This is a genomic window from Bilophila wadsworthia ATCC 49260 (assembly GCF_000701705.1).
Lineage (GTDB): Bacteria > Desulfobacterota > Desulfovibrionia > Desulfovibrionales > Desulfovibrionaceae > Bilophila > Bilophila wadsworthia.
The window spans coordinates 1-13523 of the sequence record NZ_JNJP01000092.1 but is presented as its reverse complement, the minus strand read 5'-3'; the positions used below and the strand labels follow the sequence as shown (position 1 = coordinate 13523).

The following is a 13523-nucleotide window of genomic DNA, read 5'->3' as shown; positions in this document are numbered from 1 at the left end:
GAGGGAGGAACTTTCTCAGAAAGTTCCTCCCTCCCTTCCCCCGATTTTCTTTACAACGCCAATTTTTCCTCCAGCGAAGGGTCAGGCGTGACGATGATGGCGGGCTCCATACGGTCGATGCGGACGGTCCCGGGCTTCGCGCCGCGTATGGGATGGACGAACTTGGCGAGCGCGGCGATGACGTCCACCTGCGTTTCGTCCTTGCGCCAGCTCTTGAACACGGAAAGGATGGCGGCTTCGGAAATGGTCCGGGAGGGAATTTCCTGCGCGGCGTGATCCCGGCGGATCAGGATGTGCGCGCCCGGCCCACCGCCGGTATGCATCCAGAGATCGTGCGGGGCTGCCAGCTTGAGAAGCTGGGCGTTCCCCTTGGCGTCGCGGCCCCGAAGGAGCAGGAAGCCGTCGCTGCTGCGGAACGGCTGTACGTTCTTGGGCAATTCCGGAGCGCGGAACTGCGGCGCGGCGGGAGAGGGTGCGTTGGCGGGCGTCGGCGCGGACGTCGCGGCTTGTGCCATGAGCCCGGCTTGCTCCGCACGGGCCAGATCGGCCTGTACGGCGGCAAAGCGGCCTTCAAGCATGGAAAGGCCTCGCTTGCCCCGGCTGGCCTTGTGGAACAGCGACGCCATGTTTTCACGGACGGTGAGGCGGGGATCGAGGGCAAGATCGACAGGCCCTCCGGCCCCGTCCAGCGTGACGGAGGCGTGTTTTTCCTCCGCAGAAAAACGGTAAAGCTGCGATTGGAGCAGGCGGGCGGCATCCTGTGCCGCAACCATGTCGCTGAGGCGTTTTTTTTCGCTCTCCAGCTTGAGCAGGAGTTTGCGCAGGCGGTTGGCCTCGGCCTGATGGGGTTTGGCCGCTTCGGCCCGAGAGAGGGCCGCGATGCCGCGCAGGACTTGCGCTTCCCCGGCTGCTGCGCACGCCCGGATGGCATCCTCGACCACCAGTTCCTCACGCGGCGTGCCGTCGGCGTCGCGGCGTCGTTCGGGCGGCAGGGGCCATGCGGAAAGCTCGCGTTCCCCGGCGGCGTTCTCGTAAAGGAAAAGATCTCCGCCTCCGGCCTCCAGATCGAGGAGCAGGGCGGCTTGTTCGTCGGGCGGGAGCAAAGGGAGGGTACGGCGCAAGGGCGGCGTGATGACCGGCCAGTTCCGCCAGCCGTCGCCTTCACAGGCTTCGGCCCAGTGCGCGGGATCGGGCCATGCCGGAATTTCAGGCTCAGGCGGCGCGTCGAAAAGCAACGAGGGGCCTTCCCGCAGATCGAGCGTAAGCCAGCATTCGGTATCGGCGTTGACATGAAGGTAAAGGCGGCGCCCCACCCAGTCGGGCAGCACGTCGATGATCCGGCGATCCGCAAGGTATTTGCGCAGCCGCATGATATCGGCCGGCGGTGCGCTGCCGACGGGGATTTTGTGCGTCGAAAGGAAAAGGAAGGGAGCCTTGCGGCCCGCGCGAAGAAACAGGAAACGTTTGCCGCCTGTGCCGTAGAGCGTGAACAGGGTCACATCCTTGGCCGGGCGGTGGATTTTTTCGATCCGGCAACCCATGAGCGCAGGCGCAAGCTCGTCGCACAGGCGACGGAACACATGGCAGTCCATGCAAAGCCTCGTGAGTTTGGGAGACGGGCGGGCCCGCCGATGAGAAAGAGCCCGCCAAAGCGCGAACTTTGGCGGGCTGTAGAATTACTCGCCCCGAATATTTTCCCCTTCTTCCTGACGGGCCTTGCAGTTGATGCAAAGCTTGGTCACGGGACGGGCCTTGAGACGGGGAATGCTGATATCTTCACCGCAGTCTTCGCAGATGCCGTAGGTCCCTTCGTCCAGCCGCTGGATGGCGGCTTGGATCTTGCGGATCAGGCGGCGTTCGCGGTCACGGATGCGCAGTGTGAAAGCGCGATCCGATTCGGCGGACGCACGGTCGGCAGGATCAGCGAAGAGCTCGTTGCTGTCGGTGAGGTCCTCCAGCGTGGAATCTCCCTTGTGCTGCGCCTCTTCAAGCATATTGTTGAGGAGCGTACGAAAATATTCGATGTCCTTCTGTTCCAAGAAACTACCTCCTGGCAGTCTTCACGATGCGGGCTGAACCGCATCAAGCTTGTGTAGAGTTCCTTCATATACCTGAGAACACTAGGCTCGTAAAGAGGGGCAAGATCCTTTTTCAGAAACAATCACGCAAGGAAAAGGCCTCTTTCGCCCCTTCCGTTCACCGGCCAGTTGGAGTATAAACACCCATTCCGTCGAAACAGCAATCCCCCCAAGGAGTACAGACGCATGAGCGGAAGCAACGCCCGCAGCAATGCCATTAGAGCCATTACCAGCTACAAACCGGATCTCGCCCCCCTGAACTATGCCGACACCAAGCCGACTGAAATCTACGGAAGCAACGTTTTCAGCGACAAGGTGATGAAGGAACGCTTGCCCCGGATCGTCTACAAGTCCCTGCGCAAGACCATCGAGCAGGGGGTCCAACTCGATCCTTCGCTGGCGGACATCGTGGCTTCCACCATGAAGGATTGGGCCATCGAGAAGGGCGCTACCCACTTCACGCACGTATTTTATCCCCTGACGGGCCATTCCGCCGAAAAGCACGATGGTTTCCTCTCGCCCGACGGCAACGGCGGCGTGATCACGGAATTCAGCGGCAAGATGCTGAGCCAGGGCGAAGCCGACGGCTCAAGCTTCCCTTCCGGCGGCCTGCGCAGCACCTTCGAGGCGCGCGGCTATACCGCGTGGGACGTGACCAGCCCGGCCTACCTTATGGAAAACAGCAGCGGCATCGTGCTGTGCATCCCCACGGCCTTCCTGTCGTGGACGGGCGTGGCGCTTGACCGCAAGACCCCGCTCCTGCGCTCCAATCAGGCCCTCAACAAGCAGGCCAGCCGTATCCTCAAGCTGTTCGGCAAGAAGACCTCCCTGCCCATCATTTCGTACTCCGGGCTGGAGCAGGAATTTTTCCTCATCGACCGGAACTTCGTGTTCGGCCGTCCCGATCTGCTCACCGCCGGGCGTACGCTGTTCGGCGCGAAACCGGCCAAGGGGCAGGAATTTGAAGATCAGTACTACGGCGTCATGCCCCGCCGCGTCATGAGCTGCATCACGGAGGCCGAGCGCGAACTCTACAAGCTCGGCGTTCCGGTCCGCACGCACCATAACGAAGTGGCTCCGAGCCAGTACGAGATCGCCCCGGTGTTCGAAACGGCCAACCTCGCCATCGACCACAACCAGCTCATGATGACCGTGCTGAAGAAAGTCGCCAAGAGGCACGGCCTTCACTGCCTCCTGCACGAGAAGCCGTTCAGCGGCATCAACGGTTCGGGCAAGCACCTCAATTATTCCATCGGCAACGCCGAAGTCGGCACCCTTTTCGAACCAGGCGAGACGCCGCATGAGAACGCGATGTTCCTCGTGTTCCTCGTTGCCGCGATCCGTGGCCTGCACAAGTACGGGGGGCTGCTCCGCGCCACCGTCGCCGCCGCGTCCAACGATCACCGCCTCGGTGCCAACGAAGCGCCGCCGGCCATCATGTCCATGTTCCTCGGGGATCAGCTCACCGATATTCTGGAACAGTTCCGCGTCGGTCAGGTTCGCGGCTCCAAGGGCAAGCGCCTGATGAACGTGGGTGTGGATACGCTGCCGCCTCTGCCCGCCGATCCCGGCGACCGCAACCGTACGAGCCCCTTCGCGTTTACCGGCAACCGCTTCGAGTTCCGCGCGCTCGGCTCCAGTATGCCCGCCTCGGCCTCTCAGACGGCTCTGAACACCATCATGTCCGACTCCTTGGACTATGCCGCCACCCGCCTCGAAAAGCTCTCCGGCGGCGATCCCGAAAAGCTCCACGCCGCCGTGGGCAAGCTCATCCAGGAGATTGTGGAGGAGCACAGCGCGGTCATCTTCAACGGCGACGGCTATTCCGAAATCTGGCACCAGGAAGCGGAGCGGCGCGGCCTGCCCAACTACCGGACCACGCCCGAAGCCCTGATGGTGTACACCAGCCCCGATGTGGTGGATCTCTACAGCCGGTATAACGTGCTGTCGCGTCAGGAGCTCAAGGCACGTCAGGAAATCTATATCGAACAGTACTGCAAGACGATCCGCGCCGAAGCGAACCTCGTCATCCGTATGGGCCGGACCATCATCTACCCCGCCGGGCTGCGTTTCCAGCAGGAATTGCTCCGTGCCTGCCTCGACATGCGCGCCTTGAACCGCGAACCCGACACCGTGTTGCTCGACGACATCGACGACACCCTGCGCAAACTCCGCGAGGGGCTTGAGCACCTCGAAAACAATGTGGACATGAAGATTGAAGATCCTGTGCAGGAAGCGCATCACAAGTGCACTGTGGTCATTCCGGCCATGAATGCCATCCGCACCCTTGCCGATCATCTCGAGACGATCGTTCCCGAAGATCTGTGGCCTCTCCCGAGCTATCAGGAGATGCTGTTTGTGAAGTAGGGGAAAATGGGGGAAAGGGAGGAAGCTTTTCTGGAGAAAGGGGGGGCGCCCCACGCTTTCTCCTCTCCTTCCCCAAACCCCATCCGCTCCTCTTTCAAAGATGTTATTATGACAGAAAAGCCTTCCCCGTATTGGGGAAGGCTTTTCTGTCATAAAATGGCCCCCTTCGGAAGGGGCCCACGTTTTTGCTTTTCTATAACACTTCGTAAACACGGCAGAAGACGTTGTCAAAGATGAGCCGGAAATAGGGAGCGAAGCGCGGATCGCCGGGATCGCAGATAAGAAGCTGCACCATAAGGGTGTTGTACATGCGGTCGTCGATGACGAGCTTTTCTCCGGTCACGCGGTTGAACATGAAGTGTACGTTGCGGCGGCGCTCCATGTCTTCCTTCCATGCCTTGATGGCGGCGTTGTCGGGCAGGTACTCGGGCGGCGTCACGTAGTCACGGTGATCGAGCTGCCCGTCGGAAAAGACGTCGATACTGGCGGCGGGGACATTGATGTTGCTCCCCTTCATCACCACCTCCCCCTTATCGAGACGGTAGGAAAGCGCCTGCGGGACGATGCTGATGGCGTAGCCCCGGCCTTCCTTGGACAGGAAGTTCCAGCTTCCGAAGGTGGAAATCCAGAAGCCGAGATCCAGCATGTCGAAGCTGAGCACAAGATACTGCTTGCCGTCGGCCTGAATGAGCGGGTTGTTTGGGTTGTTCAGCCATGTGATCATGTCCGCGGCCTGAGACGCCGTCAAACCTTTGAACACGTTGCCGGGAACATTCCCTTTTGCAGCGGTATATTTGATGATCTGGCGGGCGAAACGCGGATCGTCCGTGGCATAGACGGCTGCGGGAAGATAGAGCGAAGGCCCGCCGTGTTCCGCACCGTCGGCGATGGTGTCGCGCCGCGAAAAATGGTGCGCCGCGTATCCCCAGTCCCACCAATGCCAGATCATGGCGTCTTCGGGGGTGGCCTTGCGGAGTTCGCGCAGTCCGGCGGCGTGGCGGCGGTTGAGGATGGGGCCGTGGGTCATGGCGGGTACGAGATCCGCAAGCGGAGGGATCACGATGGCGAGCATGAGGATGACCGCCGCCGAGCGGTAGAGCAGGTGCGGCCCGATCATGTCAAGCGTGCGGGTCAGGCGCCAGCCCCGCTGGCGCCCGAGCCCGATGACGAACATGGCGAGAAGGCACCCCATGATCACGAAATGGAGCCATCCGAGTGAGTTCCAGAGCTCGATCATGGTTTCCCGGCAGCTCGGTACAAGGAGGATGAGCCCGGCCAATATGAGGCAGGCGAGGAAGAACACCTTGCGAGTGGTCTTCGCCCGGACGTCCCCGAGGGCGCAGGCCAGCCAGTCCACGGGCAGGGTCAGCCCGATGGCGACGATAGGCGCGCCGAACATGACCATCCGTCCGCCCATCTTGGTGCTGAGCAAGGCCAGCAAGGCCAGCGGCACAAGGAAGAGTGCCCCGGAACGGGCGCAAAGCACGAACAGGAATCCGAGCAGCCCGAGGATAGCAATGGGTTGCCACGGATGGAAATAAACCAAGATTTCGGTCAGTGTGAGATCTTGGATCTCGATGATCGACTGGGCTACGGACGGGAAGACCAGCGGATCGGGCGTGCCCGTAGCCACGGCATCCCCGGCGCGCTTGAGGTAGCCTTGCACATGGTGGAGCATCGTGCTCAACACGCTCAGATCGACAAGCAGCGCTGCCGCCATCAGCCAGAACGCCGCCAGTACGGCGGGGCGGTGGAGCTGCGCCACGAATTGGCGTTCGCGGCCCATGATGGCGATGAGAAGCGTGAGCGGGAACATCGCTCCAGTGGGGCCTCCGAGCGCGGGCAGGGCATAGGCGAGCCCTGCGAGCAGGGCCGTGCGGCGTTCGCCCGGGCGGGCCAGTAGAAGCGCCATGCAGCCGATCAAGGCCACATTATAGCGCACGATGTACGGGAACATGGAATGCCATTCCTGAGACCACCAGGCGAGCAGCCCGCTTGCGCTGAGGGCGAACACCCAGAAGGCCGAGATAGGCGCGTACGGCTGATGGCCCGGAGCGTCCAGCGCAATGGGGATGGGGCGTTTCGTCCAGCGCTGGAACCAACGAAACGGCAGGGCCAGCGGGTGGCGGAGGAAATGCATGACCCATACAGCCGGGGCCAGCCCGATAAGCAGGGGCAGGAACAGGGTAACGAGGTCGGTGTCGGCATAGCCGAGCATGGTACGGGCAAGGAAGCCCGGCGAGAGCGAGGCGAGGATGCCGGCGCAGAAACCGGCCTCCATGCTGCCCATGCCCCACGCCCACAGGAAGATGAGCAGAGCCACGAGGCTGGCCATGACCGGAGGCAGCCAGAAGGCGACCTGCGCGGGCTCGGCGCCTGTAATCAGGGCGAGGATACGGAGCAGTTCGGACATGGGATGTCCGGCGCCGAATTCAAACCCCTCAGCCCCGGCGACCCAGTGGTAGGCGTCGTGCGTGGCGAGGAGCATTTCATTACCAAGGCGGTATTCCACATCCTGCCACGACGGCCACTCCTGAAAGCGCAGCAGGAAGGCCACGGCGTAGGTCGCTATGCCGAGCAGAAGGCCGAGGAGCCAGCGCGGTACGGGGCCGAGGGGGATGTTTCTTGATTGGGGAGGCGGGGGTATTGTCACGGCGTATCCCGGAAAAACCGGCGTTCGCGGACGCGGGAATGGGTAAGGGGGAGGTGAGGCCCTCCCCCGGATGTTGTGCGGGAATCAGAAGCCTTCACGTTCCCGTTCTTCTTGGCAGGCGCGGCACAGGCCGACGCCGGGCAGGGCTTCCAGACGTTTCTGGGGAATGGGCTCGCCGCATTCACGGCAGCAGGCCTGACCGTCGATCCACTCCGGCCCTTCCCAGTACTGTGAAGAACGGGCGCGCTGGAGGGCGGTTTCGCGTGCGAGCCGTTCCAGTTCCTGCGCCTGATCGAAAATGTCCATTCGTGTCCTCTTTACTTTAACGTGAAGCAGGGGGAGTCCCTCAAGACGGGCCAGACCTTCCCCCGGGAAGGCCGCAGGTTTGCCCGAAAATCGTTCGCGTTGCAAGTAGTTTTATGAAAGGCGCAGCGACTCGAAGGGAATTTTGCCCACGCACTTGCGCAAGGGGGCCGGTACTCCGTCCACCGCGATGGCCGGAAGATGCGCGTCCCACGGGAAGAGCAGGGCAAAGGTGCCGGGCGAAAGCGTAACCCGGCTGACTTCCGCCGGAGCGGGCTGGAAAAAGCCCACGTCCCGCTGGTCATCAAATGGGCCGTCGAGGGAGAGGCCCGTTGTGGCGGCGTTGAACAGCCATTCCTGGCCTTCCACCACCATCTGCACATCGCAGAAGCGCTTATGGCATTCGTAGAGGCTGCCGGAAAGCGGGCGCGAAGTCAGTGTGGCAACGCTGACGAAACCGTCCGTCAGAGGATGCGTGCCATCCGTGAGGTCCGCAAGGGAACCGGAACCGCCGGGCGCGTAGTTTTCGAGCCAGCGCATCGTTTCTTCCCATGCCGGGCCGAAACCGTAACGCCGCCAGTTGTTGATATGATCGACGATCATCCTGAAATCCTTTATAAAGAAAAGGGGTATGGGGAAGAGGGCCTCTTTGGGGAAGGCCCCTTCCAACCTACCCTCTCAATTGACGGACGGAGAGGCGGGGCCAAAGCGCCCCGTACCTCTTCTCGCAGAAAACGGCACGCTACTTTTTGATGTTTGCGAGGATGTCTTCCAACGTGTCCGCGAAGGCGCGCAGATCTTCTTCCGGGATGTTGAGGGCCGGGAGAAGGCGCAGGACGACTTCGTGGGACAGGTTGCAGATAAAGCCGCGGCGGATGAGCTCTTCCCAAACGGCCTTCGCGGGGAAGGCCAGCTCGATGCCGATCATGAGGCCGAGGCCGCGCACTTCCTTAATCGTTCCGGGGTGGCTTTCGCTGATACGGCGGATGGACTCCATGAACTCGCCGCCAAGGCTGGCCGCGCGCTCGTCGAGATGATCGCGCTTCATGATCCGCACGACTTTGGCCGCCACGGCGGACGTCAGGGCGCCGCCGCCGAACGTGGTGGCGTGGCTGCCTGCGACAAAGCCTTTGGAGACTTCGTCGGTGGTCATCATAGCGCCCATGGGCAGGCCGTTGGCGAGGGCCTTGGCGCAGGAAATGGCGTCGGGCTTGAGATCGAAATGCTGGAACGCCCACGGCTTGCCGGTACGGAACAGGCCGCCTTGTACCTCGTCCACGAGGAAGAGGATGCCCTTTTCGCGGCAGAGCGCTTCAATACCCTTGGCGTATTCGGCGTGCATGGGCCGGATGCCGCCTTCGCCCTGTACGATTTCGACGAGAACGGCGGCGGTTTTGGGCGTAATAGCGGCCTCAAGCACGTTCAGATCGCCCCACGGCACGGTCTTGAAGCCGTCCGGGATGGGCGCGAACCCGTCTTGAAAACGCTCCTGCCCCGTGGCGGCCATCGTCGCATACGTGCGGCCGTGGAACGCCTTGTCCAGCGTAATGATTTCGTAGGCGTCGACGTTCTTCACCCGCTGCATGTAGCGGCGGGCCAGCTTGATCTGCGCTTCGTTGGCTTCCGCGCCGGAGTTGCAGAAGAACGCCTTTCCAAAGTGGCTCAGGGACAGCAGTTCCTCGGCCAGTTCAAGCTGTTCTTCCTGATAGAAGAGATTGCTCACATGGATGAGCTTGCGGGCCTGTTTCTCGATGACCTGAGCGATTTCCTCGTTGCAGTGGCCGAGGCTGGTTACCGCGATCCCGGCCAGCAGGTCGACGTACTCCTTGCCGTCGAGGTCGGTGACTCTGGAGCCTTTGCCGCTGGCGATGCTGACAGGGTAACGACCGTACGTCCGGCAGAGAAGGGATTCTTCGCGGGCCTTGATCGTATCGAGAGAGGAAGTGGTCATGATGGTATCTCCTGTCCGGCGGCCGCCGGAATGCTCATATAAGTACGACGGCGTGTTCTGTGAAGGCCGTCTAGTGTTTTCCCGTATGCCCGAAGCCCCCGGAGCCGCGTCCGGTGGCGCCCAGCGTCTCGCATTCCTCAAGCTCCACCTGCAAGGCGGGCTGGAAAACGAGCTGCGCGATGCGGTCTCCTCGTCGGAGCCGTCGTTCCTCGTTGGACGTATTGAGGAGGACGACGGTGATTTCGCCGCGGTAGTCGGGATCAATGACGCCGACGCCCTGCGCCACGGTCAGGCCCTGCATGGCTCCGAGCCCGCTGCGCGAGTAGACGAACCCGGCGATGCCCGGCGTAAGCGGTTCGACGGCGATGCCGGAAGGGATGGCCAGACGCCCGCCCGCCGGAATGGCGGCTTCGTCTTCTTCAAGGCAGGCCCTCAGATCGAGGCCCACGGAACCTGAAGTGGCGTACCGCAAGCCTTCGTCCCCGTTCGCCGTGTACACGGCCTGCGAATCCCGCAGGTACTGGATGCGCACCTTGGGGTGTGCTGTAATCATGATATGCTCCTTGCTCAAACCGCATCTCTACCGCAACCCGTCCCGCCCCACAAGGAAAAAGAGGGGGACGGGGGGCGGAAAAGGCTCTCCGAAATGCTGGAAATTCCGCAGGCATCCGTGTTCAACGGCAAGCCCGCGCAGGAGAAAGCCCCGAACACCGTTCAAAGGAGGCGGAAAGCCCACGTAGTGCAAAGCATCCTTGCGGCCCGCAAGGATGGAGTAGGAAACGGAAGGGCAAAGCCGTGCTGCGCCGGCAGCGTAAAGGAGGGCGGTGAGGGGGCACCGCCGTCATCTGAAATGGAATGTTCGTCCGCTTATAACATCTTTTCAAAAAAGAGGTGCCCAGTATGGGAGATCACCCCGCCGACTTTCATCGTGCCCGTTTCAGCCAGTTGAAACCCCAACTTTTTGTAGAGCGAAGCGGCGGGAATGTTTTGCGCTCCCGTATCAAGCCTTACCGTTTCGCAGGAATGTTGCCGCGCTCTTTCCATCGCATACTTGACGAGAGAGGTGCCGATGCCTTTCCCTGCGGCTTCAGGGCATACCATGACCAGATGAATGACCATCACCTTCTCGGCAGGGGCGCGGCTTGGCCAATCTATCGTTTCATATTCATCCGGCTGGTTCCTATCGACAATGATACTCCCCAATATGTCCCCATTCTCTTCATAGACATGCAATGCCCCCTTTGACAGGGCTTTCGCCGCATCCGCTCTTGTCGGATACACGCCCTCTTGAAAAACAGTGAAGGCTCCGTGTTCCTTCTCATGCAGAAAATGTTTCTGATACCCTTCTTCAACCTGGTTCAGATCCGCATCTGTTGCCTGCCTCAGCATGTTGCTTTTCTCCTTTCTCCGATTGTCCGATGAAGACTGGTATGGGGTGCCAAAAGCAACATATGCTGGTCTGACAGCGGGTATGCGTTGTTGTCTGTATATTGGGATGATTCAACTTGCCGTGGCTTATGCTCGTTTCCCGCAATCGGAGGGATCGCCATGCAGTTTTTCAAGGGCATGGCCGAGGGCGGGAAGAATGGCGGCGAGGTTTTCGGAAACCGCTTTGCGGCTGCCGGGGAGGGTAATGACGATGGTGCGTCCGAGCGTCCCGGCGACGGCGCGGGAAATGGCGGCGGTGGGCGTCTTGGCGAGGCTGGCCTGCATCATCGCCTGTTCGAAACCCGGCAGGCGGCGCTCAAAGATCGGGAGCAGCGCCTCGGGTGTGGTGTCGCGTGGGGCGAGCCCTGTGCCGCCGCTGGTAAGGATGAGATCGTATCCCTGACCGAGCGCCAGTTCCATGACAAGGGGGCGCAGCGTCTGCGGATCGTCCGGGATCATAAAGCCCTGTTCGTGGCAGAGCGGGAGTTTGGCGCGGGTGTCGGCGGCCATGAGCGGCCCGCTTTCGTCCACGCGCAGCCCGGCGGCTCCTTTGTCGGAAAGGGTAATCCACGCCAAGGCCCAGTGTTCGCGGCGTGCGGCCAAGGTCCGCGTTCCGGCCTCGATGGGCGTGAGCGCCTCAAGCAGCGGACATATCTGGGTGTGCGGAGCATCCAAGGCAAGGATGGAGTGAGGCAGGAACATCCGGCCCGTGACCTTGAGCCGGGCGACGCCCGAAGCGTCATAAAGGCAGGTCCCCACACGCCAGTCCCGGTTGCCGTCGGGAAGGGGGCGGGCCGCCATGCCGTGAACCGCAAACGGTGCGGGAGCGGCGGTGGCGGGCAGGAAGGCAAGCGGCAGGATATCGCCTTCGGCGCAGGCGTGCAGGCTGAGGGTGTAGATCGTTTCGGTCACGGGAACCTCCTGTATGATGCCAACGGGCGTTGGATGAAGATGGCTGAGGACAAAAGGGCCTGCGCATTCGCAGCGGCGTGCCGCCCATCGCGGCATATTCTCCGTGGACGGGGCGAACCTGAAAACCAACCGAAGGGTTCCGGCATCAGGTGGGCTCTCCGCGAACGCAGGGGCGAACCCCTTCCCGCGTCGAGGTCGAGGAGCTGAGTGCTCTCTGCGGACACGGGGCGGGTCCACGCTCAGGGAGCGGAATCCGATGGGCCGCGTATGCACAGGGCTGCTGCTCTCCATTTCCATAATGAAGCCAATCCATGCGATGGGCCGCGTATACGCGGGGGCCGCCGTCACTTGTGCGACGGTTCAGCCTGTTGTATCCTCCCTTACTTTCACAGACAAGCGCGGAATGCTTTTGAGAGCGTTTTCCGTAGCCTTTGCCGGTTCAGGCCGGCCCCAAGGAGTTTTTGCATGACCATGACCAACGGCGGCGACCAGACCGCTCAGCTTACAGTTCTCGGCACCGGTCGCCTTCCGCAGCCCGAAGGCGGCCCGAGCGTCAGCCTTTTGGAAGTCTTCCCCAATCGCTTCCCGTATCGTCCGTATGTCGTCAGCATGGCGTTTCCCGAATATACGTCCCTGTGCCCCGTGACAGGGCAGCCCGACTTCGGCACGATTGTGGTGGAGTTCATCCCCGATCAGAAGTGTGTGGAATCCAAGAGCTTCAAGCTGTATATGTTCGCCTACCGCAACCACCAGTCCTTTATGGAAAGCATCACCAACACCATCCTCGAGGATTTCGTGGAGGCGCTCGATCCGATGTGGTGCCGGGTGAAGGGGCTTTTCTCGCCGCGCGGCGCGACGTACCTGCATGTCTTCGCCGAGCATTACAAGAAACTTGACGACCCGGCCAAGGCCGAGGAAGTCCGGCAGGCCGTTGCCGACTGGAAGCGCGAAGCGGCCCCCCATACGTGGGACAAGTAGCCATGCACGCGCTGCTCATCGACATCGGCAATACGTCCCTGAAGATAGGCGTAGCGGGCATAGAGGGGCTTGTGGCCTCCTATACGCTGCCTACGGATACCCAGCAGAGCGGCGACGGGCTTGGCCTTCAGCTTGCCTATCTGCTCGGTCATGCCGGATTCGGCACGCCCGGGACCGGGCCGGGCAATGTGGCGCTCGACGGGTGCGTGATCAGTTCGGTCGTCCCCGGCATGAACCCGCTGGTGGCCCATGCCTGCGAACGTTTCCTTGAGCTGACGCCCCGGTTCGCGCACCGGGATTTACCCATTCCGCTGGAAAACCGCTATGAGCGGCCCAATGAAGTGGGGGCCGACCGTCTCGTCGGGGCTTTCGGGGCACGCCGCCTGCTGCCGGATGTCCGTTCCGTGGTATCCGTGGACTACGGCACGGCGACGAACTTCGACTGCGTTACCGGAAACGCTTACCTTGGCGGCCTGATCTGCCCCGGCGTCATGTCCTCGCTCGGAGCGCTGGCTACGCGCACGGCGCAGCTTCCGCGTATTGCGCTGACGGCGCACGCGGATGTGCCCATTGTAGGACGGAGCACGGTGACGAGCCTGAACCACGGCTTCCTGTTCGGCTTCGCGTCCATGACCGAGGGGCTGTATGCGCGCCTGACCAAGACGCTCGAAGGGCCGGTCGCGTTCGTCGCCACCGGCGGCTTTGCCCCGGATGTTGCCCGCGTCGTGGATTGCTTCGATCTCGTCCGTCCTGATCTTGTCCTCGAAGGGCTGCGTCTGTTGTGGCTTGAGTCGAGAGATTGATTGAAGATGTGGGGGAAGGGGAGGGAGCTTTCTAAAGAAAGCTCCCTCCC

12 protein-coding genes are annotated in these 13523 nt (G+C 61.9%); 3 read left to right on the top strand and 9 right to left on the bottom strand.

The window, feature by feature from the left end; translation table 11 throughout:
• Positions 1 to 50 precede the first annotated feature (50 nt).
• Both T370_RS0118810 and dksA read right to left on the bottom strand, forming a co-directional pair.
• On the bottom strand, positions 51 to 1592 hold the full coding sequence (locus T370_RS0118810; protein WP_029436658.1) for an NFACT RNA binding domain-containing protein: 1542 nt from the start codon (positions 1590 to 1592) through the stop codon (positions 51 to 53).
• Positions 1593 to 1676: 84 nt separating this feature from the next.
• A complete protein-coding gene (gene dksA, locus T370_RS0118805) occupies positions 1677 to 2039 on the bottom strand; it encodes an RNA polymerase-binding protein DksA (RefSeq protein ID WP_005025400.1) in 363 nt (120 codons plus the stop codon).
• 225 nt (positions 2040 to 2264) lie between these two features.
• Here dksA and T370_RS0118800 point away from each other — a divergent pair, with 225 nt between their 5' ends.
• The gene (locus T370_RS0118800) at positions 2265 to 4445 is read left to right on the top strand and encodes a glutamine synthetase III family protein (RefSeq protein ID WP_005025402.1); all 2181 of its coding nucleotides are present in this window, start codon (positions 2265 to 2267) and stop codon (positions 4443 to 4445) included.
• A 193-nt stretch (positions 4446 to 4638) separates the two neighbouring features.
• Here T370_RS0118800 and T370_RS0118795 read toward each other — a convergent pair whose 3' ends face one another.
• The 7 genes from T370_RS0118795 to T370_RS24605 form a co-directional block, all read right to left on the bottom strand.
• On the bottom strand, positions 4639 to 7098 hold the full coding sequence (locus T370_RS0118795; protein ID WP_016360738.1) for an STT3 domain-containing protein: 2460 nt from the start codon (positions 7096 to 7098) through the stop codon (positions 4639 to 4641).
• An 84-nt stretch (positions 7099 to 7182) separates the two neighbouring features.
• Positions 7183 to 7404 carry a TraR/DksA family transcriptional regulator gene (locus T370_RS0118790; RefSeq protein WP_005025407.1) on the bottom strand — a complete coding sequence of 74 codons (222 nt, stop codon included), beginning with the start codon at positions 7402 to 7404 and terminating at the stop codon, positions 7183 to 7185.
• Positions 7405 to 7515: 111 nt separating this feature from the next.
• Positions 7516 to 8004, bottom strand: coding sequence for a NanQ anomerase/TabA/YiaL family protein (locus T370_RS0118785; RefSeq protein WP_029436657.1), 489 nt, complete (start codon positions 8002 to 8004; stop codon positions 7516 to 7518).
• Between the two features lie 139 nt (positions 8005 to 8143).
• Positions 8144 to 9352 (bottom strand): aspartate aminotransferase family protein, encoded by a 1209-nt coding sequence (locus tag T370_RS0118780; protein WP_005025411.1) that lies wholly within the window; start codon positions 9350 to 9352, stop codon positions 8144 to 8146.
• 70 nt (positions 9353 to 9422) lie between these two features.
• On the bottom strand, positions 9423 to 9905 hold the full coding sequence (gene dut, locus T370_RS0118775) for a dUTP diphosphatase (protein ID WP_029436656.1): 483 nt from the start codon (positions 9903 to 9905) through the stop codon (positions 9423 to 9425).
• A 314-nt stretch (positions 9906 to 10219) separates the two neighbouring features.
• Complete coding sequence (locus tag T370_RS0118765) at positions 10220 to 10741, bottom strand: GNAT family N-acetyltransferase (protein ID WP_005025415.1); 522 nt, start codon at positions 10739 to 10741, stop codon at positions 10220 to 10222.
• Positions 10742 to 10867: 126 nt separating this feature from the next.
• Entirely contained in the window at positions 10868 to 11692 is an 825-nt protein-coding gene (locus T370_RS24605; protein WP_005025417.1) for a MogA/MoaB family molybdenum cofactor biosynthesis protein, read from the bottom strand.
• Between the two features lie 465 nt (positions 11693 to 12157).
• Here T370_RS24605 and queF point away from each other — a divergent pair, with 465 nt between their 5' ends.
• A complete protein-coding gene (gene queF, locus T370_RS0118755) occupies positions 12158 to 12670 on the top strand; it encodes a preQ(1) synthase (RefSeq protein WP_029436654.1) in 513 nt (170 codons plus the stop codon).
• A gap of 2 nt (positions 12671 to 12672) precedes the next feature.
• Positions 12673 to 13473 carry a type III pantothenate kinase gene (locus T370_RS0118750; RefSeq protein WP_005025421.1) on the top strand — a complete coding sequence of 267 codons (801 nt, stop codon included), beginning with the start codon at positions 12673 to 12675 and terminating at the stop codon, positions 13471 to 13473.
• Positions 13474 to 13523: the final 50 nt, after the last annotated feature.